General features: G+C 39.7%; 21 protein-coding genes. 3 read left to right on the top strand and 18 right to left on the bottom strand.

Annotated features, from left to right (window positions below):
- Nucleotides 1-18 precede the first annotated feature (18 nt).
- Together CRN97_RS14005 and CRN97_RS14000 are read right to left on the bottom strand one after the other, a co-directional pair.
- On the bottom strand, nt 19-720 hold the full coding sequence (locus CRN97_RS14005; RefSeq protein ID WP_097077317.1) for a response regulator transcription factor: 702 nt from the start codon (nt 718-720) through the stop codon (nt 19-21).
- A 194-nt stretch (nt 721-914) separates the two neighbouring features.
- Nucleotides 915-2,102 carry a hypothetical protein gene (locus CRN97_RS14000; protein ID WP_097077311.1) on the bottom strand — a complete coding sequence of 396 codons (1,188 nt, stop codon included), beginning with the start codon at nt 2,100-2,102 and terminating at the stop codon, nt 915-917.
- A gap of 173 nt (nt 2,103-2,275) precedes the next feature.
- Here CRN97_RS14000 and CRN97_RS13995 point away from each other — a divergent pair, with 173 nt between their 5' ends.
- Complete coding sequence (locus CRN97_RS13995; RefSeq protein ID WP_097077310.1) at nt 2,276-3,004, top strand: CPBP family intramembrane glutamic endopeptidase; 729 nt, start codon at nt 2,276-2,278, stop codon at nt 3,002-3,004.
- 67 nt (nt 3,005-3,071) lie between these two features.
- Nucleotides 3,072-3,464 (top strand): pyridoxamine 5'-phosphate oxidase family protein, encoded by a 393-nt coding sequence (locus CRN97_RS13990; RefSeq protein ID WP_074792252.1) that lies wholly within the window; start codon nt 3,072-3,074, stop codon nt 3,462-3,464.
- A gap of 31 nt (nt 3,465-3,495) precedes the next feature.
- Here the strand turns inward: CRN97_RS13990 and CRN97_RS14320 are convergent, their stop codons facing one another.
- From CRN97_RS14320 to CRN97_RS13980, 3 genes are all read right to left on the bottom strand, one after another.
- Entirely contained in the window at nt 3,496-3,621 is a 126-nt protein-coding gene (locus CRN97_RS14320; protein ID WP_256377526.1) for a hypothetical protein, read from the bottom strand.
- A 107-nt stretch (nt 3,622-3,728) separates the two neighbouring features.
- Nucleotides 3,729-5,114: a 23S rRNA (uracil(1939)-C(5))-methyltransferase RlmD gene (gene rlmD / locus CRN97_RS13985; RefSeq protein ID WP_097077309.1), complete on the bottom strand. Its 1,386-nt coding sequence runs from the start codon at nt 5,112-5,114 to the stop codon at nt 3,729-3,731.
- The gene (locus CRN97_RS13980; protein WP_044936258.1) at nt 5,114-6,064 is read right to left on the bottom strand and encodes a 3'-5' exoribonuclease YhaM family protein; all 951 of its coding nucleotides are present in this window, start codon (nt 6,062-6,064) and stop codon (nt 5,114-5,116) included. Before CRN97_RS13980 ends, rlmD begins: the two co-directional genes overlap by 1 nt.
- Before the next feature lie 177 nt (nt 6,065-6,241).
- On the opposite strand from CRN97_RS13980, the gene CRN97_RS13975 reads away from it, so the two are divergent.
- Entirely contained in the window at nt 6,242-8,284 is a 2,043-nt protein-coding gene (locus CRN97_RS13975) for a beta-galactosidase (RefSeq protein ID WP_097077308.1), read from the top strand.
- 34 nt (nt 8,285-8,318) lie between these two features.
- On the opposite strand, the gene CRN97_RS13970 is transcribed toward CRN97_RS13975, so the two are convergent.
- From CRN97_RS13970 to CRN97_RS13910, 13 genes are all read right to left on the bottom strand, one after another.
- Nucleotides 8,319-8,732: a hypothetical protein gene (locus CRN97_RS13970; RefSeq protein WP_074792234.1), complete on the bottom strand. Its 414-nt coding sequence runs from the start codon at nt 8,730-8,732 to the stop codon at nt 8,319-8,321.
- 92 nt (nt 8,733-8,824) lie between these two features.
- Nucleotides 8,825-11,299 (bottom strand): endonuclease MutS2, encoded by a 2,475-nt coding sequence (locus CRN97_RS13965; RefSeq protein ID WP_097077307.1) that lies wholly within the window; start codon nt 11,297-11,299, stop codon nt 8,825-8,827.
- 19 nt (nt 11,300-11,318) lie between these two features.
- Entirely contained in the window at nt 11,319-11,975 is a 657-nt protein-coding gene (locus tag CRN97_RS13960; RefSeq protein WP_044936263.1) for an HAD family hydrolase, read from the bottom strand.
- 137 nt (nt 11,976-12,112) lie between these two features.
- Nucleotides 12,113-12,733 (bottom strand): cytidylate kinase-like family protein, encoded by a 621-nt coding sequence (locus CRN97_RS13955; protein ID WP_074792228.1) that lies wholly within the window; start codon nt 12,731-12,733, stop codon nt 12,113-12,115.
- A 12-nt stretch (nt 12,734-12,745) separates the two neighbouring features.
- The gene (locus CRN97_RS13950; protein ID WP_033152994.1) at nt 12,746-13,450 is read right to left on the bottom strand and encodes an ABC transporter ATP-binding protein; all 705 of its coding nucleotides are present in this window, start codon (nt 13,448-13,450) and stop codon (nt 12,746-12,748) included.
- 27 nt (nt 13,451-13,477) lie between these two features.
- Nucleotides 13,478-14,236, bottom strand: coding sequence for an ABC transporter ATP-binding protein (locus CRN97_RS13945; RefSeq protein ID WP_097077306.1), 759 nt, complete (start codon nt 14,234-14,236; stop codon nt 13,478-13,480).
- A complete protein-coding gene (locus CRN97_RS13940) occupies nt 14,236-15,309 on the bottom strand; it encodes a branched-chain amino acid ABC transporter permease (RefSeq protein WP_074792268.1) in 1,074 nt (357 codons plus the stop codon). The genes CRN97_RS13945 and CRN97_RS13940 overlap by 1 nt, the downstream gene beginning before the upstream one ends.
- A gap of 9 nt (nt 15,310-15,318) precedes the next feature.
- Entirely contained in the window at nt 15,319-16,200 is an 882-nt protein-coding gene (locus tag CRN97_RS13935) for a branched-chain amino acid ABC transporter permease (protein WP_044936268.1), read from the bottom strand.
- A gap of 108 nt (nt 16,201-16,308) precedes the next feature.
- Nucleotides 16,309-17,496, bottom strand: coding sequence for an ABC transporter substrate-binding protein (locus CRN97_RS13930; RefSeq protein ID WP_097077305.1), 1,188 nt, complete (start codon nt 17,494-17,496; stop codon nt 16,309-16,311).
- A 122-nt stretch (nt 17,497-17,618) separates the two neighbouring features.
- Nucleotides 17,619-18,314 carry a pseudouridine synthase gene (locus CRN97_RS13925; protein WP_052169779.1) on the bottom strand — a complete coding sequence of 232 codons (696 nt, stop codon included), beginning with the start codon at nt 18,312-18,314 and terminating at the stop codon, nt 17,619-17,621.
- The gene (locus CRN97_RS13920; protein ID WP_044936754.1) at nt 18,314-19,186 is read right to left on the bottom strand and encodes a methionyl aminopeptidase; all 873 of its coding nucleotides are present in this window, start codon (nt 19,184-19,186) and stop codon (nt 18,314-18,316) included. The genes CRN97_RS13925 and CRN97_RS13920 overlap by 1 nt, the downstream gene beginning before the upstream one ends.
- A 19-nt stretch (nt 19,187-19,205) precedes the next feature.
- Nucleotides 19,206-19,916, bottom strand: coding sequence for a hypothetical protein (locus CRN97_RS13915; RefSeq protein ID WP_074792272.1), 711 nt, complete (start codon nt 19,914-19,916; stop codon nt 19,206-19,208).
- On the bottom strand, nt 19,913-21,016 hold the full coding sequence (locus CRN97_RS13910; RefSeq protein ID WP_097077304.1) for a coiled-coil domain-containing protein: 1,104 nt from the start codon (nt 21,014-21,016) through the stop codon (nt 19,913-19,915). Before CRN97_RS13910 ends, CRN97_RS13915 begins: the two co-directional genes overlap by 4 nt.
- Nucleotides 21,017-21,266 lie beyond the last annotated feature (250 nt).

Genomic DNA, 21,266 nt, shown 5'->3' with positions numbered 1-21,266 from the left:
AATCATCCTCCTGATGAGCTAGTCATCAATCTTATATCCGTGCCCCCAGACAGCCTTTAGGTATCTTGGATTGGCACTGTCATATTCTAATTTTTCCCTGAGATGGCGGATATGAACAGCCACAGTGCTTTCTGCGCCAAGCACTGTATCATTCCAAACCTTCTCATAAATGTCACGTGGTGAGAGAACTTCCCCCTTATGTGTCATAAGAAGTTTTAAAATATCGAATTCTAGTGGAGTGAGATTTACCAGATTGCCATCAAGTGTAACCTCTTTGGATTTATCATTTAGCTCGATGCCTCCAATTTGAAGAATGCTGTCATTGTCAGAAGCTTCCTCTGTTGATGCACCAAGTAGCGTGTATCTTCTAATCTGAGATTTAACTCTAGCCATAAGTTCAACAGGGTTAAATGGCTTCGTCACATAATCATCGGCACCAATTGTAAGTCCCATGACCTTATCAGCATCTTCGCTTTTGGCAGTAAGCATGATGATTGGCACATTGGAAAATGTTCTTATTTCAGCCATGGCTGCAATACCATCCATTACAGGCATCATCACATCCATAAGAATCAACTTAATATCAGTCTGAGCTTTAAGAATATCAACTGCCTCTTTTCCATTTGAAGCACTAATCACTACAAAACCTTCACTTACAAGATAGATTATTAATGCTGAAATGATATCTGGTTCATCATCACATATTAGAATTTTGTTCATTTTATCTCCCATATTGTTTGGACCTTTCGGCCTCCTATGATTAATCACAAATATATATTATTGTATATTATCTTAAGTTCCAATGGGGTAAATTATTAAGATTTGTTTAAGAAAAAGATGGAAATAAAAAACTAGGAGCCTTTACCTAAGACTCCTAGTTGAAAATCATATTATGGCACTTCTAAATACTAATACTACAACGACAAATCAACATGGGCTACAGTTCCCGCAGCTCCTGTGCTTTCTTTTAGATATATTCCTGATTTTCTAAGAACTGCATCGGTCTGACCAGCCACATTCTTATATGAAAATTCAGTATCTATATTACCAAGGTAAATGGCTCCCACATCAGCCTGTTTCAGATTCAAAAGCTTATCATTGCCTTCTGAATCTTTGGTCCATACCTTAAGCTTGCTGAAGACGGAATCATTTTCATCTATCCAGCCATTTCTGTCTTCATCATATTCTGACAAATCTCTGAAGCCATCACCGGACTTTGTTCCAAATAATTCTGAACCATCGTTAATCTTGCCATCCTCATTTTTATCCAAAGCCAGGAATCCGCTTCCCTGTCCAACAAAAGAAATGTCATCTTCCTTTCCATCTGAATCAATATCAAACTTAAATTTTTGGTCAGCTATTGATGTAGCATTTGTATCCATGTTTATTACAAGAGGGTCTGTAAGAATTCTTGTGTACGTCTCTTCTGATATGGAATCAATCTTTTGAGACAAGCTACGGCCTAACATTACTTCCACATTAAAATCTATGGTGCGGCCATCAGAAGTCTGCACTGTCCCCGTACTCTTAAATCCCGTATTCTCATACTCCAAATGAGAACCGGATGTTGCAGTAATGCGCTGCCATACCTGGGTGGAAGTTCTACCACCTGACGATAAATCCAGTGTATTCTGCTGCGCGCCATTTACACTAAACTTAACTCCATCCACTTCGCATTTTGAAAATACATTTCGTTGCCAATCATTGAAGGCTCGCACTTGATCAGACAACTTTTTGTCGTTAGGGCTTGTTTTTCCATTGAGAAGATCAAGAATCTTCTTCACAAGACTAATTTGCAAATCTTCTAAATCCCACTGGGACATCTGAGCATTAGCCTCTCGAATCTGCTTATCATGCTCAGCCATTTGGTTAATCATGCTTTGAAGATTCTTTTGTTGTCTTTCCTTTTCCTGTTCCTTTTCAGTTTTCTGATACTCTTCTAGTGATTCTTTTAATGATTTTTCCCCATCCTTTGATAACTCAACAATCGCACCAAGCGTATCCACATTCGCTCTCTGTTCAATTGTAACGGTTTCAATATGGGTGTAAGAATAAGAATTGTGTTGAGATGCCATGTTTACATGGCTGTTTTCAATCTTCATAGCGGACTCCTTTCCACAAATAAAGAATATAAAAGTGCCAAACGCCGAAAACTGTTGCACATCCATGTGCCTAGTCTTCGTATTTTATATCGGATAAAAAACTGACAATTTATAGTTCCAATGCTAAAAAATGTGATAAAATATTTCTATAATGTATTAAAGGGGCTCACGTTATGGACAATAAGGTAATTTCAAAATCTGGAATCGATCCAAAAAAGCAATATTCTGAATATCTAATTATTGCTTATCTGACTTACATGTCGCTGTACATCATTTTTAATTCAGCCATCGATTATTTTTATGAATCAACTTCCATCTATCGAATCGGAAACTATGTCGGACTGATACTGGCAGTCGGTACTCTGGTGCCGCTGGTAAGAAAAGTGCCTACAGACTTTCTGATTGAACCACTAAAAGTAAACAAAGCAAAAATCTGGAACGCTATTACTAGAGGCTTTTTGGTTTGTGCCTTTTTCGGTGGATTAATGATTCTATTAAAATTTGCAATACTGCAGCTGAATCCAATTATGCTTAAGCGATGCCAGCCGTTCTTTTATCTTGATAGATTGACTCCAGGAAAAATCACAACCAACACAATGTTATATCCATTCACTGCATTTTGGCAGGAATATTGTATGAATGTCATGGGTTATGACGGAATGCGTACACTGTTAGTCGGTAACCATCGAAAGCATAAATCTGTTTCCGTTGTAGCTCTATTCTTTGGAGCCATGCATTACACCTATGGTTTCCCGATGATAGCGCTCACAATTCTATTCGTTTTATTTATGAATTATATTTATCGTCGTACTAAAAACTTATGGGTTTGCATGCTGGTTCATATTATTCTTGGTCAGTTGCTATTTACTTTACAGCTGCAAAAAATAACCTTTTCTTTTTAATTGAAAATATACAAGCATTTACCTATAATAGATTGTGTACAATTCATTTCATAAGGAGGATATTTTCATGAAAGAAGTTTGTCAGTTTTTAAAAGATGCTGGTATTTACTACCTTGCAACAGTAGAAGGTGACCAGCCAAGAGTTCGCCCATTCGGCACAATTGAAATTTTCGAAGATAAGCTTTACATCCAGACAGGAAAGTCTAAAGATGTTTCAAAGCAGATTCAGGCTAATCCTAAGGTTGAAATCTGTGCATTCAAGGATGGTCAGTGGATTCGTATTTGCGGAGAGCTTGTAAGAGATGATCGTGTAGAAGCAAAGGCTCACATGCTTGATAACTATCCTGACTTAAAGGCTCAGTACTCTGCAGAAGATGACAATACTGAGGTTCTTTACTTCAAGAACGCAGTAGCTACTATCTCATCATTCACAGCAGCTCCAAAGACAATCAATTTCTAATATACTAAAAGGGAGGTACAAACCTCCCTTTTTACATGCTTTTCTTACATTCTGGACAGATATGCTTTCTGCCATCTGCAATATATAATTTCACATCATTAAAATTCAAGTAAACCTTCTTTTTGCATTTCGAGCAAACATACATATATAAAGCCATTACGCTTCTCCCTTTTATATAGTGACTTCTAGCATTCACCATAAAATAAACATTACGAGAAGTATAATCCCTTTTTCATTATGTATCAAGATGTTTTTGTGAAATAATTATCGTTTTATAACTAATTTTGCAACCGTTTCTGTGTGCATGGTGTGACCGAATTGATCAACCACTGTATATTTCTCTAAATGATAGCCATGCTCCTCCAAATGCTTGAGGTCGCGTGCTAGGGTGGCGCTGTCGCAGCTGACGTATACGATACGAGATGGCTGCATTTTTATCATGGTATCAAGAGCCACTACATCGCAGCCTTTGCGAGGTGGGTCTACCATGATGACATCTGGATGGGACATCTTCTCATAAATCTCTGGAAGGACCACTTCTGCCTCACCGCAGTAGAACTCTGCATTATCGAGGCCATTTAGCTTTGCATTGGCCTTGGCGTTTTCGATGGCCTGAGGTACTACCTCGATACCGATTACACGGCCTGCTCGCTTTGCCATGGAAAGGGAAATTGTACCGATGCCGCAGTAAAGGTCCCAGACCTCCTCTGTACCGTGCAAATCTGCATATTCAAGTGCCTTACTATAAAGTCTTTCCATCTGGTCGTGATTCACCTGATAGAAGGAATTGGCACTGATATCAAAGGCGATTGTATCACCGCTAGTGAGGGTGATTGTATCGCGAATCGCTTCTTTGCCATATAAAGCTTTTGTCTCATATCCCATGATGACATTGTCACGGCGAGTGTTAACATTAAGCACAAGTGATGCAAGCTCTGACTCTACTGTTTTGATATGAGCCACCAGCGAATCAACCTTAGGTAGTGAATCTCCATTAACTACTACACATACCATTGTCTCACCTGTGGCCTTACCCTCGCGGACCAGGACGTGACGAATCTGGCCTTTTCCAGTAGCCTCGTCATATGGCTTGATGCCACATTCATTCATATAATCGATTACCGCATATACGATATCCATGCTCTTCTTAGAGCAGATTTTACAATCATCTGATGGAACAATTCTATGGCTTCTGGCTCCGTAAAAGCCTGCAATAATATTGCCATCTTTATCAAGACCGATTGGAACCTGGGCCTTATTGCGATAGCGAAGTGGCTCGGTCATGCCGATAATAGGCTCACGTATAGAGTCCACAAACGCTCTATCGTATCCGCCGATTTTGACAAGGTTGTTTGCTACAATATTATCCTTAATCTCAAGCTGCTTATCGTAGGATACCTGCATAATCTGGCACCCACCGCACTGCTTTGCATTTGGGCAGGCAGGCTGTACTCGATATGGGCTGGCCTCCACAACTTCCTTAAGAGCAGCAAAACAATAGGTCTTTTTAACCTTTGTGATGATGACGTCACATACATCCCCAACCACTGCGTCCTTCACAAAAATGGTCACACCATCAGTGTGACCAATTCCTGCTCCCTCCAAGGACATATCTTCAATTGTAAGTCTTACAATATCATTCTTATTCATTAATTCTTTCCTGTTCTACGGATGTTTGAATCCAATAAACGATTGAATCCCTGCCATGTAAGGTTGTTTTCCTCAACATTTTCGAGAGCTTCAAAGATTGTTTCCATCTTTGCATCGATATTGTCAGCAAATGAAAGGGCGATAGCTTCTGCAATGGCTGGCTTCTTTGGTGAGCCAAACTCTAACTCGCCATGATGAGAAAGAATACAGTGGATAAGCTCTTTACGCTTTACCTCTGGGAAATTTGGTATGTCGTCGATAGCTCTGTCTACCATGCTGGCACCAACAAAGATGTGTCCAAGGAGCTGACCTTCATCAGTGTAGTCATTTCTAGGGAATTCTGAGAGCTCACGGACCTTTCCTATATCATGGAAAATAGCTGCTGTGATGAGCAAATCTCTATCTAAAAATGGATACTGATTGCTGAAGTAATCACAGTTTGTAGCAACTGAAAGAGTGTGCTCTAAAAGGCCGCCTGTGAAACCATGATGAACAGATTTAGCAGCTGAGTGCCCCTTAAATGTCTCGATGAATTCTTTATCCTCAACGAAGTATTTGTTAAGTAATGCTTTCATATATGGTGACTTTACGGAATTGATAAGCTTGATTAAAGCACTCCACATTTCACCGATATCCTTCTTGCTAGAAGGGATATAATCAGATATTTCGAATTCGCCAGGATTAGCCTTGCGAAGTCTTTTAATATTAAACTGTAAAGCACCGTTCCAGCTTGTGATATCGCCAGTGACTGTGATGAAATCAAGCTCATCATAATCGCTGATGCCTTCGGAATCTACGTCCCAAATCTTGGCATCGATAGTGCCTGTCTTATCACAAAGAGTAAGTGATTCAAATGCCTTTCCAGTCTTAGATACACCAAGTGTTTTCTTCTTACATAAGTATGTCTCTGTACCTCTGTCTCCCTCTTTGAGGGTGTTAATATATTTCATTTATTACTCCATTCTAAGGCAAATAATTGCCACAAAAGATGTATTTAATTATAAGTGATAGCCCATCGATAATCAATGCGAATGGGATGGTCGAAAATATAAATTATTTCTCTTTTTTTTATTCATTTTTGCACTTTTCGTATGATATTATTCTTTTAAGTATAAGGAGAAGAAAATATGGAACGAAACAGGCTTTTTACAAAGATTTCTGGGATTTTACACGGGGGTGATTACAATCCAGAACAATGGCTTGATAGACCAGATATTCTGGATAAAGATATTGCCTACATGCGAGATGCCCATATTAATACTGTCACTTTAGGTGTTTTCTCTTGGGCTGTACACGAACCTACAGAAGGAAACATCAATTTAGATTGGCTTGCAGCTATCATTGAGAAACTATACAGCAACAATATCTATACTGTACTTGCAACTCCATCTGGGGCTCGCCCTGCATGGCTTGATGAAAAATATCCATCTGCTATGCGTTGCGATGAAATGGGTGTAAGAAATCATCATGGACTTCGTCATAATCATTGTATGCAGTCTCCAGAATACCGCGAGAAGGTCCGTATTATCGACACCGCCCTTGCAAAGCGTTTTGCTGGAAATCCTGCCATTCTCATGTGGCACATCTCTAATGAGTTAGGTGGATACTGCTACTGCGATACTTGCCGCAAGAAGTTCCAGGAATGGCTAGCAGATAGATATGATAACGACATTGAAAAATTGAATAAGGCCTGGTGGACCACTTTTTGGTCTCACAAATTCAATAGCTTTGATCAAATTGATCCACCATATGCAAATGGTGAGAACTGCGTGCTTGGCCTCAATCTTGACTGGAAAAGATTTAACACCTGGTCCGCTACAGATTTCATGAAGTTTGAAATAGACACTTTAAGAGAAAACGGTGCAACCGAACCCACCACCACAAACTTTATGGAAATGTTTATGGATTACGACTATCACTATATGAGTAAATTCATAGACGTAATCAGCTGGGACAACTATCCTGAGCTCCACAATAACTGGCAGTCTGATGCAGATACTATGCTTGAGCGTAGCTTCAACCATGCTTTATTTAGAAGTATGAAACCAGGTCAACCTTTCATGATGATGGAGTCAGCTCCTGGAGTGGTTAACTGGAGACCTTATAACAAATATCGCCGTCCTGGGGTACATAAGCTTATATCAATGCAGGCTATTGCAACCGGTTCTGATACCGTTCAATACTTCCAGATTCGAAAGGGTAGAGGTTCTTCCGAACAATATCACGGTGCTGTTATAGACCATATTGGTACCAATGACACAAGAATTTTCAAAGAAGTGGCCTCACTTGGTGATGATTTAAATCACATATCAGAGATAACAGGATCTGTTTCAGACAATAAAGTAGCTATTCTTTTCGACTGGGACAACAGGTGGGCCATAGATGATGCTTGGGCTCTTGCAAAAGATACAAAGAACTACGACAAGACCTGTATGGAAATCTACAATGAATTTATGAGCTTTGGAATCGAGCCGGACATTATATCTTCTGATATGGACTGGTCCAATTACAAAATTATTTGTGCACCAATGCTTTATCTTCTTCATGATGGAATTGGGGATAAGATAGCTGATTTCATCGGTGAGGGTGGACAATTCATGGCAACCTACTTTACCGGCTATGTGGATAAAAATTGTTTGAACTGGCTTGGAGGATTTCCAGGTGATGGGCTTCACAATATTTTTGGCCTTCGCTCTGAGGAAATCGATACACTTTATCCAGAAGATGTTGTAAATATTAGAATAAGACATAAAACAGGATTTACATATCACTCTGCTGCAGTTCGTGATTACCAGGAATTACTTAGAGATGTAACTGCAGATGTTTTGGCAAGATATGACAACGACTATATGGCTGGCACTCCTGCCATTACAAGAAATCAATTTGAAAAGGGGTATGCATACTATGTAGCATGCCGTACTAATCAAGATGACATCGAATTCCTATATCGCGAAATGCTTGATAGAGCTGAAATTCCTTATAGCAAGCTTCCAGCAGGAATCGAAAAACACACTAGATTCGCTAATGATATTAGATATGACTTCTATCTTAACTGCACTGATAAACCAGTATGTATATCAAAGATAAATGGATTTGAACTGATTTCTTGTACATCAGTTGATGGAAAACTACACCTAGACAAATATGGCGTAGCTGTAATAAAGAATTAAAAAATGGACTGACCCATGTGGCCAGTCCTAATTTTTACATATTTCGATTAAATGACACTACTAACACATCATCACTTTCTTTATCCTCTACAAAGAAATCTGTTATTTCTACTCTACGAAGCTGTCCATCGTCGCCTTCCTGAATAACTCTGATTTCTACCTTATCGGCGCCCTTTTCATGCTCCTTCAAAAGATTCTCTCTAGAAAATGTTTTCTTAAATAAATCCTTATCCATATCATGAATAGTTGAACAACCTGATTCGATTAGTTCATCGAAGGTGCCAGCAACGCTGCACTTAGTGGATGTGAAATTCTCACTAGTAAGCATGTAGTATGTGTTTTGTGTCAGATTACCCAATATTAAAAGTGGGTATTTCTTAAATACAGCCTGATTTAAAAGGCTATTTAAATGATCATCTGTTAATAATTCTTTTCTATTAGTCTCCATAATGCTCCCCTTTATTTCTCGACAACTTTATATAATATACTTCTATTGTTGAAAAATTGCAAGGATTAACATTATATAGTAAATCTTTTGAACTACTTAAACGTTACAATTGTGACACCTGCATCACCTTCGCCAAACTCTCCAAGATGGAATTCTGCTACGTTTTTACACTTGCGAAGATACTGCTGCACACCTGCTCTAAGCGCGCCTGTTCCTTTACCGTGAACAACACGTACCGATGTAAGATGACTGATATATGCATCATCAAGATATTTTTCAAGCTTCGCTATACCTTCATCTACTGTACAACCAAGAAGATTGATTTCCGGTGAAATAGATGCTGCTTTGTTGAAACCACCGTAAGTCATATTCTTGACTCTGGTTCCCTTCTTTGGAACGAATTTATCTTCCTCTTCGATAAGTACCAAATCTTTGATATTTACTGTAGATTTCATAATACCCATCTGAACAGTAACATCTCCTTTGGCATTAGGCGTAGTGCATACGTTACCAGTTAGATTCATAGACAATACCTTTACCTTATCTCCCACATGAAGATTTGTTGGTACATTATGATTCTCCTGAACCTCAACCTTTTCTTTTGCTTTGCTCTTTGATTTATTAATGCCTTTACCAAGGGCTGCACGTTTTGCTTCCATTGCGGAAATGTTGCCGCCGCCCTTACCAAATTTATTAAAGTCACGAATAGTTTCGTCCGCAATATCCTTTGCTTCCTGAAGGATTGCTGCTGCATCCTCGTGAGCCTGACGAATAAGCTCTTCACGCTGTGATTTAATCTTTTCTTCTTTCGCTGTGGCATTAGCAAGCTTTGCTTCTGCTTCCTTTAAGTCTGCAGCTGCCTTTGCCGCATCTTCCTCCACCTGGTGACGCTTCTGCTCTAAGTCAACCATCAAATCTTCGAATGATCTATCATCCTCTGAAAGACGGCCCTGGGCGTCATCTATTAAATCCTGAGGAATTCCAAGCTTTGATGAAATTGCAAAAGCGTTGGATTTTCCCGGCACACCAATTATCAAATGATATGTAGGGCTTAGTGTTTCTAGTGAGAATTCACAAGATGCATTCTCTACTCCTTCTGTCGAAAGAGCATAAACCTTAAGCTCACTGTAGTGAGTAGTTGCCATTGTGCGTACATCCAAGGTGTGTAATCTATCAAGAATAGACTGAGCTAATGCTGCACCTTCCTTTGGATCTGTACCAGCGCAAAGCTCATCAATAAGAATCAAAAACTGTGGAACCTTAGCTTCCTGATTAGTTCCATATATTACCTTTGAGTGATGCAAATCTTTTTGAGTCTTAGCAAGCATTTCCTCTGTCTCATGGGAATAGCTTCCACTATTTATTGCCTCAAGAATGTGGACAATGTTTACCATATGAGATGAGAATGTTGATAAGGACTGTTCAATTGACTGCTCATCTCCAATATCTGCGTATACATCATCAAAAACAGCAATCTGGCTTCTATCCTTTGCTGGAATGTGAAGACCAGCCTGTGCCATCAAAGTAAGAAGACCACATGTCTTTAGCGAAACTGTCTTACCACCTGTGTTTGGACCTGTAACAAGCAAGAGATTGTAATCTTCACCAAGCTTGATATCTGTAGCTACAACCTTTTTAGGGTCCAATAGTGGATGTCTTGCACCTCTAAGATTAATGATTCCATCCTCGTTAAACTCTGGATTGCTGGCGTTAAGCTCGATTGCATAACGACCTTTAGCAAGAATGAAATCGATTTCTGTAAGAAGCTCAAAGTTTCTGATGATACCTTCTGATGATTCTGCAATTCTGTTTGAGATATTTGCAAGAATGCGGGCAATTTCATCCTGTTCACGAACCTGCAACTCTCTCAACTCATTATTTAAATCAACAGCCTGCATTGGCTCAATAAAGAATGTTGAGCCTGTAGATGACTGGTCGTGTACCATTCCAGGAACTCTTGATTTAAAATCTGAGCGCACTGGTAAGCAGAATCTGCCGCCACGTACTGTAACAACTGGCTCCTGTAAATAGCCACGAGTAGTTGTATTGTTGAGAAGTGAATTCATAACTGACTTAATCTTGTCGTTTGTTCTTTTCATTCCCATACGAATGTCATACAAAGCTGTGCTGGCATCGTCGGCAATTGTCTCTTCATCGATAATACATCTTCTGATTTCATTTAAGATGGCCACCTCTGGTGAAAGGCCATTAAAATAGAATGTTAATGCATCTTCCTCTTCCATCTGCTTGCCATAGGTTGCAACTCTTTTTGTAACCTCAAGAACTGAAGCCACTGCAAGAATCTCTTCTATGGTAAGGCTTGAGCCAAGCTCCAATCTGGCAAGGGATGGACGCAAGTCTGTGGTGCCGCTAGCGCTAACATCTGAAAACTTTACAAGACGATTAAAAGCGCAAGCTGTCTCCTGCTGCATTATTTTGATTTCTTCTATATCGTTTATTGGCAATAACTCAAGGCATCTTTTCTTTCCCGCCTCGCATGTTGCCAATTCTGCAAGTCTATTTATTATTTTGTCATATTCAAGTGTCTTTAATACTTTTAAATTCATTTAATCACTCCTGATTGGGTTAGGCTTCAAATAAGCTTTTCATATCCATTAAACTATCTAGTCGTGCATATAAAATCTTTTGCAGTTCTTCGTCTGGCTCCGATAAGTCCGGAATCATTATTACATTACATCCCGCTCTATAGGCACTCATGCAACCGTTTGGAGAATCCTCAACTGCAAAAGTGTCTGCTGGATTCACCTGCAACTCTTTACATGCATAGGCGTATATATCTGGCGCAGGCTTCCCCTGCTCTACCATATCTGCGCATATAATAGCGTTGAAATAGTCAAAGAGACCGATCTTTTTAAGATATCTATGGGCACGCTCTTTATCATTTGCTGTCACAAGAGAAATAAAGATGTTATGCTCCTTAAGCCATGAAAGTGTTTCATGAACACCTGGCTTTAAAGGGATTCCTTCTTCTTTTAAAATATCCTCTACCAAGGCTTTTCGATAATCTCGAATTGCCCAATAGTCTACATCTTCGCCATACCATTCCCTAAACTTTTCAAATACGAATGGCCTTCCTAGGGAGCGAAGCTCAAGTGGCTTCTCTGGTGACATCTCATATCCAAAATGCTTAAGTGCCTCTGGCCATGCTGACTGATAGTATTTTTCTGTATCTGTAAGGGTTCCATCTAAATCAAATAGAACTGCCTTTATTTTTTTCTCCATATAAGAATCCTTCATCCTATAATCTTAACAAAAAGACTTTAACACTGCCTACCTGTAAAAGCAAGAATTACAAGGTTTTAAGCACATTAAAAGAGAGTTGCTTTGATTGCCAAAGTAACTCTCCTTAATAGTTAATCTTATCTGTTTTTAATATCGATGTATGACTTTACTACTTCGATTAATTTGTCATAATCCATAACTCCTGTATCTAAACAGAAATCGTAGTTCCTAGCATCATTCCAATCATGACCTGTGTAATAACGATAGTAGTCGGCGCGATGTTTGTCGATATCGTGCATACGTTTTATCAGCTCTTCATCTGTTCCACTAACCTGTTTGTGGAGTCGCTCCAAGCAATCATCCTCTGATGCATAGAAGAAAAGCGATAATACATATGGTCGATCCTTTAAAATATAATCTGCGCATCTACCAACAAAAATACAACTGCTTGTGTTAGCTATACGTTTGATAACATCTGCCTGCAGTTCGAAAAGATTGTCGTCGGAAGTAAATGCTGCATACTCAGGTGTCAATGGCATGCCTTTGTATTTGCCCTTTGCGGACATGAATATCTTTCTAACATGCTCATCAACCTGTCCGAACATCTCCTCGTTGATACCACTTTGATCTGAAGCCATACGAAGAATTTCTCTGTCGTATACAGGAATCCCCAATTCCTTTCCCAGCTTCTTTGCCAGAGTCAAGCCTCCCGAGCCATAGCTTCTAGCGATTGTGATAACTAGTTTTTTGTCATCCATGTGATGTACCCCCTACTCACCTAAATAAGCTTTCTTTATGGAGTTGTCATTTAGAAGAGTTGTTGCATCACCAGAAAGTACTATATTGCCTGTTTCAAGGACATAAGCCCTATCCGCAATAGCAAGAGCTTTTTTAGCATTCTGCTCTACTAAAAGTACTGTGGTGCCTGCCTTTGAGATAGATTCTATGATATTGAATATTTCTTCTACATAGATTGGTGAAAGTCCCATTGAAGGCTCATCCATCAAAACTATACGCGGCTGGCTCATCAAGGCGCGTCCCATAGCAAGCATCTGCTGCTCTCCGCCTGATAGTGTTCCTGCCAGCTGATTTTGACGTTCCTTAAGCCTTGGGAAGCTCTCGTAAACTCGCTCAAATGCATCTGCAATCTCACTCTTGTTACTTCTAGTATATGCTCCCATTTTCAAGTTTTCAAGTACTGTTAATCCCGCAAAAACTCTACGTCCTTCAGGCACGTGAGCCATTCCCATGGACACGATTTTATGGCCTGGAACCTTAGTAATATCTGTACCTTCCAACAGTACTTTTCCTGAGGTAGGAGTAAGCATTCCTGAAATTGTTTGTAGTGTTGTTGTCTTACCAGCGCCATTAGCTCCGATAAGGGCAATTACCTCGCCTTCATTTACTTCAAAGCTAATGCCCTTGAGTGCTTGAATAACACCGTAATTAACAACTAAATCTTCAACCTTTAACATATGTAAACCTCTAGATTTTATTCTTAATTATTCTCCTAAATATGCCTTAATTACTTCTGGGTCGTTTAATACATCAGTTGTCTGTCCCTGTGAAAGCACACGACCAAAGTTTAAAACTGTAAGCTTCTCACAAATACCTGAAACCAGCTTCATATCATGCTCAATCAGGAGAATTGTTACGCCGAATTCTTTTCTAATCAGCGCGATTGTGTTCATCAAGTCCTTTGTCTCGTTTGGATTCATACCAGCTGCTGGCTCATCCAATAAAAGAAGCTTTGGATTTGTAGCAAGTGCTCTAGCTATTTCAAGCTCTCTTTGCTTTCCATAAGGAAGATTTGATGCTAGTACATCTGCTTCCTTATCAAGTCCAAACACTGACAAAATTTCAAGCGCCTTTTCATCCATTGCCTTTTCCACATTGAAATATTTAGGCAATCTGAAGATTCCAGTGGCCGTTCCATAGTCAAAGGAATTGTGTAATCCGATTTTTACATTATCAAGTACTGATTGATCTCCAAAAAGACGGATGTTTTGGAATGTTCTAGCTATACCAGCTTTATTGATTTCTGCAGTTTTCTTTCCTGTAATATCTTTTCCATCAAGGAAGATTTTGCCATCTGTTGGCTGGTAAATACCTGTAAGCATATTGAAAACTGTAGTCTTACCGGCACCATTAGGACCAATCAATCCGTACAGCTCTCCCTGTTCGATTGTTAAATTAAATTCATCTACGGCTCTAAGTCCACCAAAGGAAATGCCAAGATTAGTAACTTCAAGTAAGCTCATTAGCGCACCTCCTTTGTCTTTTTAAACTTGCCAACAATTGCCGCTGTAGTAATGCCGTGTTCCTCACGCCACTTAAGAATTGCTGGAGCCCAGTTAAATAACATAAGCACAATCAAGACAATTGAGTAAATAAGCATTCTGTATGTTGAAAGTCCTCTAAGCATTTCTGGCAACATTGTAAGAACAACTGCTGCAATTACAGAACCAGAGAAATTTCCGATTCCACCAAGAACTACGTATACAAGAATCATGATAGACATGTTGTAGCCGAAGTTGTTTGTTGTAGCTGTAAGTGAGTTGATGTTGTGAGCATATAACACTCCACCAACGCCTGCTATTGCTGCAGAAATTGTAAATGCAACAAGCTTATACTTTGTAACTGGAAGACCTACTGTCTCTGCTGCAATCTGATTGTCTCTGATTGCCTTTACTGCTCTACCAGTTCTTGAGTTTACAAAATTGTGTGTTACGATAAGCGCAATTATCAAAAGAAGTACTGCTATAGTAAATGTTGATTGTCTAGGTGTTCCTGTGATTCCCTGGGCACCATTTACAAGCATTTTGCCGGTAGGCTCCATACCAAGTGACATCTGGTCCTTGATTGAAAAATGAAGTCCATTTGAATCAACACCTACATACAAAACATTAATTACGTTTTTGATAATCTCGCCAAATGCAAGTGTAACGATTGCAAGGTAATCACCGCTTAATCGAAGTACTGGAATCGCAATCAAAAATCCAAATAACGCAGCCATCAGTGTTCCAATGACAAGAGCAAGGATGAAACGTGGTACATCTGGGATGGAATCCTGGAATAACTTTGAGAAAAACGCAGATGTGAATGCGCCGACGCACATAAATCCTGCATGTCCCAATGACAGCTCTCCCAAATATCCAACACAAAGGTTAAGTCCAACAGCCACCAAAGAATATGCACATACTGGAACTAATAAACCGCTCATTAAAGAGCTTAGATTTCCTGTTCCATCCATTATTGACATTACAATATAAAGAACAACTATCACTGCTAAGGTTGTTATTAATTTCTGTGTAGATTTGTTTAGTTTCTTCATTTCTGTCACCTACACTTTCTCTTTAATCTGCTTGCCTAAAATACCAGTTGGTTTAACAAGCAATACGATGATTAATACTGCAAATACGATAGCATCTGCAAGCTGACTTGAAATATAAGCTCTAGCTAATATCTCGATTATTCCAAGTAATAATCCACCAACAAGTGCTCCTGGAATAGAACCAATACCACCAAATACAGCAGCTGTAAATGCCTTGATACCTGGCATTGAGCCTGTGTATGGAGTAAGTGATGGATATGATGAACAAAGCAATGCACCTGCTATTGCTGCAAGTCCAGAGCCGATTGCAAACGTAAGAGAAATAGTTGCATTTACGTTAATTCCCATCAGCACTGCAGCATCCTTATCCTCTGATACAGCTCTCATTGCCTGACCTGGCTTAGTGTTCTTTACAAACCACATCAATACAATCATGATAACAACGCAAGTGATGATTGTAACAATGGCATTTCCTGTAATCTTTAATGCACCATCTGCAAATGAAAGGCCTTCCCAATTAATAACAGATGTAAAGGATACTGGATTTGAGCCAAATATCATAAGTGCCATATTCTGCAAGAAGTAGCTGACACCGATAGCTGTAATCAAGACCGCTAGGTTTGTTGCCTTTCTAAGTGGTTTGTATGCTATCTTTTCTATTATCATTCCTAAAGCTGTGCAGCATACTATTGAAATAACAATAGAAACAACAGCAGGCATGCCGGAATTAGACATGCACATAAACACCACGTATGCACCAATCATGATTACATCTCCGTGGGCAAAATTAAGCATCTTTGCAATACCATATACCATGGTATAACCAAGTGCTATAAGGGCATAAACGCTACCAAGGCTTAACCCATTAACTAAATAAGTTAAAAAACCCATAATTACTACTCTCTTTCCCGTATAATTTAAACACGATGCGGCCTCCCCGCCGTAATGGGGAGGTTATCGCATCGCCATTGATGTACATTATTTAGATGAGGATGTGGATTACTGTACAGATACGTATCCACCATCCTGGATGATGACAGCCTTTGGTGATTTAGAAACTTCACCAGCTGCATTCCATGTCATGCCTTCTCCTGTAAGTCCATCGTAGTTTACTTCCTGGATTGCTGCGATAAGTGCTTCGCAGATTTCCTCGTTTGAAGCCTCTGGTGTGAGGTTTGCTGACTCAAGAGCTTCCTTAAGGATGTAGATTCCATCGTAAGCATCAGCTGCGAACTGGTTTGGTGTTCCGCCGTACTGCTCTTCATACTTAGAAACGAATGACTGTGTTGCCTCATCCTCAGCATCTGCTGCGAATGGTGTAAGAAGATATACACCTTCTGCAAGGCTTACATCGAAGTTTTCAACACCAAGTAATCCGTCGAATCCATCTACACCGAACATTGTTGGCTCATAGCCCATCTTGTTAGCCTGTGTAAGTACGATTGAGCCTTCTGTGTAATAGAATGGAAGGAAAAGAAGATCTGCTTCTGCATCCTTACATTTCTGAAGCTGTGTTGTAAAATCTGTCTTTGAATCAGCTGTAAAAGCTTCTGTTGCTACAATTTCAAGTCCTACATTTGCTGCCTCTGTAGCGAAGTTCTGATATACACCTGTTGAATATGGATCTGAGCTATCATAGATAATACCAATTTTGTTTCCAAGACCATTTTCTGCAATGTAGTCAGCTGATACAGTACCCTGGTTAGGATCTGAGAAACAAATCTGGAATGTATTGTCATGTCCCTCAGTAACGCTTGTTGATGATGCAGATGGTGTAACCTGGAAGATTCTATCGTTGTATGTCTCTGCTGATACTGCTGCACATGCACCTGATGTTACAGTACCTTCAAGAATCTGCATTCCCCAATCCTTTAATGTGTTGTAAGCATTAACTGCCTTCTGAGGATCTGCCTCATCATCCTGGAAATTAAATGCTACCTGATATCCATTGATACCGCCTGCTGCATTAACTTCATCTACAGCAATCTGTATTGCATTCATAACACCCTGTCCGTACTGAGCAGCTCCTCCTGTAGTTGGTCCAATACCACCAATCTTCCAAGTAAGCTCTCCTGATGTGTCAACATTCTCAGACGAACCTGTTGATGCACTATTGTCCCCACATCCTGCAAACATTGTTGCTACCATTGCACCGCAAAGAGCAAGGCTTAACATTCTTTTCTTCATACTAATCCCTCCTATGACATGAAATAGGCTTTCCCCAAAAAGCATATTCCACTTTCTCACTTCATCACTTTAAAGGCTAAAACCCCTCGTTGAAATTATATTAAACTTTGTAAATTAAATCGTCAATAAAAACTTTCACGCTTTAGTTCGATGATGTGACTTTCAGGTAGTAATTCCTCGTCCAACAAAAGTGGTCCAAACGCCGTTCTTTTCAGCTCTAGCACCTGTTTTCCAACTGCAAAAAACATTCTTTTTACCTGATGAAATTTTCCTTCATGAATTGTTATATAACATGTATTTCCACCTTCATATTTGATGGTAGAAGGTGCTGTTAAGTCTCCTTCACCAATATGAACGCCATTTTCAAGTGCATTTATATCCTCAGATGTAAGAGGGCCATCCAAAGTAACAAAATACGTTTTATCTACATGTTTTTTTGGGGATAGTAATTCATGAGCCAAGGCTCCATCATTTGTGATAAGGAGCAAACCAGTAGTATCTTTATCTAATCTACCAACAGGAGCTAAGCCTTTTGGTGCATCAGGACATTCGCGGTAAAACAAATCCATTACTGTGGCTTCTTTTTTGTCCTCAGTGGCTGTAATCACTCCTTTTGGTTTATTCATCATATAGTAATGGAACTGGGCATAAGCATAGTCTTTGCCACCATAAGAAATAGTTACACTATTTTCATCTACCTTTGTTTCAGGTTTATTTATTTTTTCTCCGTCAACTAAAATAAGGCCCTTCTTTAGAAGAGCCTTTACTTCAGACCTGGTTCCGATATTTAATTCAACCAGTAATTTATCTAATCGCATCAATATGAAATTACCTCATAGCCTGTTTCTGTTACAAGTACCTGATATTCCCACTGAGCAGAAGGCTTACCGTCTAAAGTAGAAACCTCCCAACCGTTGTTAGGATCAGTTTTAATCTTTTGTGTGCCCATGTTAATCATTGGCTCAATTGTAAACATGAATCCTGGAACTAATAGTAGTTCTGTGCCAGGAAGTGTGTTATATCCAACCCATGGATCCTCATGGAACTCCAAGCCTACACCATGGCCACCGATTTCACGTACAACCTGGTATCCATTTGCATGAGCATGCTCACAAATAGCAGCACCTACATCGCCAAGGAATCCCCATGGCTTAACCTGTGCCAAGCCTAAATCACAGCATTCCTTTGTTACTTCAACCAGCTTCTTTGTCTCTGGATCTACATCGCCAATCATAAACATTCTTGATGAATCAGAGAAATAACCATCAAGAATTGTAGAACAGTCTACATTTACGATATCTCCACTTTTAAGAATAACATCCTTAGATGGATATCCATGACATACCTGATCATTTACAGATGTACATACACTATATGGGAAGCCCTCGTAGTTAAGTGGTGCTGGAATACCTCCCATTTTAATTGTTGTATCGTGTACGATTCTATCAATTTCAGATGTTGGCATACCTTCGCAAATAGCCTCTGCAACAGCATCAAGACATGCCATATTAATAACTGCAGATTCTTTAATCTTTGCAACCTGCTCAGGTGTTTTGAGCATATCGTGTCTTGGTACCTTGTGGCCCTTAACTGCAAAGCTTTCGATTTTTCTATCCATTGCCTCATGGCACTGTTTGTATTTACGTCCACTGCCACACCAGCAAGGGTCGTTTCTGTTTAATTTAACCATCTCTATTGCCTTTCTTCTTTTATTTCTTTTTCTTGTCCTCATCAGTTAATCCATTAATATAATTAAGCTTACCGTGGGATAATGTTATATCACCAAGTACCAGTCTGTCCCAAAGTTTGTCATTTGTTTTGACCTGGTGCTGCTCCATTATCTGCTGATAATAGTATCCATCATACTTGTAGGCAGCCTGACTAGGGCCAAGCTCCTCTGCCAAATAGTTCTGATATTTTTCAGCTATGGCTGCAAGTCTGATTTGTTCGTTGATAGTTTCTTCTGAACATGGAAGCTTTTCCCATTGAATATCAAGCAAGTCCTCCCAAAAATCTGTAATTCGATATTCCAGTTCCTGCTCTTCCTCGTCTGTAAGGGTATCCATGCCTTCTGCCACTGCCATCTGATAAAAAAGATGGTCATGCACAGCCATCCCCAGCACAACCTCCTTCGCTTCCAATTGGATAAAGGTATCGTTTGTGTGAAGATTCCAATAATCCTTGGTGTAATCAGGATTATAGATTCTAGCCTGCTCTTCTATCTTACCTTCTTCGTAGAGGATATAAAAAGCCAAATCTTGAAATGTGATTTCCTCTGAATCAACGGTAACCGCTGTATCCTCAAGGTGTTCCTGATAGTCAAGCTTTGCTCTGTTGTTTCCCATAGTAAGAAGTGCGTAGACCATTACAGCTACGCACAGAATTAACACTATAGGTTTTACGAGTTTATTGATTCTCATAGTACCCTTCGTATAGTAATTATTGAATGGCAATTAACTGATCGGTAATTAGTAATACCTGTAGCAGTACTTTGTGCTTCCACAATTGTACCTCCACCTTGGTATATTGCTACGTGTCCTGGGTAGCAAACTATATCACCGGGTTGCATATAATTGTAACTAACTTCTTGACCCACACTCCTAAATGAACCAGAAGTCATTCGCGAACCATAAGAAACGCCAAAGTTGGCTAATACCTGCTGAACAAAACCTGAACAGTCACATCCATTTGTAAGGGAATTACCTCCCCATACATAGGCATTTCCAACGAATTGGTTTGCATATGAGACAACACTGGAACCGCTAATGCCAGTAGCGTAACCAGGGTTTAAGTCTCCATTAACATTGTAACTTGAACTTGCTGAAGTGTTGGCACCACCGGATGTGTTGCCATTTGCTGCCGCTGCAGCTGCTGCTCTTGCTGCTGCCAGGGCCGCTTCTCTTGCTGCTATTTCCTTTGCTTCCTTCAGCTCTGCATCCAAGTCATCCATCTCACCCTGCTTTTCACTAATCATAGTTTCAAGGGCTGATTCCTGAGTTGCTAATTCTGATTTGGAAGCTTCTAAACCTGCCTTTTCCTCATCAAGGGCAGTTGCCAATTCCTCGATTTCGGCTTGTGTAGCTTCGAACTGCTCAAGCTTTTCTCTATCATAGTCGTAAACGCTGCTTGCGTATTCTAGTCTATTTAAAAACTGGCTTATGGAACCAGACTCAAGTAACATTTCAAAAACGCTAGGATCCTCAGTCTCATACATGTATTTGATTCTAAGCTTCATAGCTTCGTACTGCTCATCCCTTGCATCCTGCGCTTCCTGCAAGGCTGCTGCTGTTTCTTCTATTTCTGCTTCTGTATCTGAAATGGCTGTTTCTATTTCTGTTATCTGACTAACTAATTCGTATAAATCAGAATCCAATGTGTCGATTTCATCCTGTAAAGCATCCTGCTCCGCCTCGATTTCCGAAACAGAACGAACCGCCCTGGAAATAATTGAATCTGATGCAAGAAGACAGCCTATAAGGGCTACTCCCAAAACAGACTTAAATATTTTTTTGTATTTCATAAACACTATCTCCAAAAACCTGAGCCTTAGGCCCAATATCTAGTGCAAATTCTCATAATCTCTCTACATTATGATACAAGTTACAAGCCCAGTTTTCAATAATTTTACACAACTATTCAGATATCCTTCACAAAAAAACAAAAAAGAACCGCCGGAATGATATGTACCCAGAATCCTGGACACATATTTATGAACTAGGCTAAACACATGGATGCTACCCTGTATTGTACAGGTGGCATCCATTTTGTTT

Origin of the sequence: Pseudobutyrivibrio ruminis DSM 9787, from assembly GCF_900218035.1 — a bacterium.
Lineage (GTDB): Bacteria > Bacillota > Clostridia > Lachnospirales > Lachnospiraceae > Pseudobutyrivibrio > Pseudobutyrivibrio ruminis.
This window is presented reverse-complemented; position numbering and strand designations above follow the sequence as displayed.

What these genes read in the sequence shown, in the direction of transcription:
- CRN97_RS14005 (WP_097077317.1), bottom strand. Translation starts at nt 720, where the DNA reads ATGAACAAAATTCTAATATGTGATGATGAACCAGATATCATTTCAGCA.
- CRN97_RS14000 (WP_097077311.1), bottom strand. Translation starts at nt 2,102, where the DNA reads ATGAAGATTGAAAACAGCCATGTAAACATGGCATCTCAACACAATTCT.
- CRN97_RS13995 (WP_097077310.1), top strand. Translation starts at nt 2,276, where the DNA reads ATGGACAATAAGGTAATTTCAAAATCTGGAATCGATCCAAAAAAGCAA.
- CRN97_RS13990 (WP_074792252.1), top strand. Translation starts at nt 3,072, where the DNA reads ATGAAAGAAGTTTGTCAGTTTTTAAAAGATGCTGGTATTTACTACCTT.
- CRN97_RS14320 (WP_256377526.1), bottom strand. Translation starts at nt 3,621, where the DNA reads ATGGCTTTATATATGTATGTTTGCTCGAAATGCAAAAAGAAGGTTTAC.
- rlmD (WP_097077309.1), bottom strand. Translation starts at nt 5,114, where the DNA reads ATGAATAAGAATGATATTGTAAGACTTACAATTGAAGATATGTCCTTG.
- CRN97_RS13980 (WP_044936258.1), bottom strand. Translation starts at nt 6,064, where the DNA reads ATGAAATATATTAACACCCTCAAAGAGGGAGACAGAGGTACAGAGACA.
- CRN97_RS13975 (WP_097077308.1), top strand. Translation starts at nt 6,242, where the DNA reads ATGGAACGAAACAGGCTTTTTACAAAGATTTCTGGGATTTTACACGGG.
- CRN97_RS13970 (WP_074792234.1), bottom strand. Translation starts at nt 8,732, where the DNA reads ATGGAGACTAATAGAAAAGAATTATTAACAGATGATCATTTAAATAGC.
- CRN97_RS13965 (WP_097077307.1), bottom strand. Translation starts at nt 11,299, where the DNA reads ATGAATTTAAAAGTATTAAAGACACTTGAATATGACAAAATAATAAAT.
- CRN97_RS13960 (WP_044936263.1), bottom strand. Translation starts at nt 11,975, where the DNA reads ATGGAGAAAAAAATAAAGGCAGTTCTATTTGATTTAGATGGAACCCTT.
- CRN97_RS13955 (WP_074792228.1), bottom strand. Translation starts at nt 12,733, where the DNA reads ATGGATGACAAAAAACTAGTTATCACAATCGCTAGAAGCTATGGCTCG.
- CRN97_RS13950 (WP_033152994.1), bottom strand. Translation starts at nt 13,450, where the DNA reads ATGTTAAAGGTTGAAGATTTAGTTGTTAATTACGGTGTTATTCAAGCA.
- CRN97_RS13945 (WP_097077306.1), bottom strand. Translation starts at nt 14,236, where the DNA reads ATGAGCTTACTTGAAGTTACTAATCTTGGCATTTCCTTTGGTGGACTT.
- CRN97_RS13940 (WP_074792268.1), bottom strand. Translation starts at nt 15,309, where the DNA reads ATGAAGAAACTAAACAAATCTACACAGAAATTAATAACAACCTTAGCA.
- CRN97_RS13935 (WP_044936268.1), bottom strand. Translation starts at nt 16,200, where the DNA reads ATGGGTTTTTTAACTTATTTAGTTAATGGGTTAAGCCTTGGTAGCGTT.
- CRN97_RS13930 (WP_097077305.1), bottom strand. Translation starts at nt 17,496, where the DNA reads ATGAAGAAAAGAATGTTAAGCCTTGCTCTTTGCGGTGCAATGGTAGCA.
- CRN97_RS13925 (WP_052169779.1), bottom strand. Translation starts at nt 18,314, where the DNA reads ATGCGATTAGATAAATTACTGGTTGAATTAAATATCGGAACCAGGTCT.
- CRN97_RS13920 (WP_044936754.1), bottom strand. Translation starts at nt 19,186, where the DNA reads ATGGTTAAATTAAACAGAAACGACCCTTGCTGGTGTGGCAGTGGACGT.
- CRN97_RS13915 (WP_074792272.1), bottom strand. Translation starts at nt 19,916, where the DNA reads ATGAGAATCAATAAACTCGTAAAACCTATAGTGTTAATTCTGTGCGTA.
- CRN97_RS13910 (WP_097077304.1), bottom strand. Translation starts at nt 21,016, where the DNA reads ATGAAATACAAAAAAATATTTAAGTCTGTTTTGGGAGTAGCCCTTATA.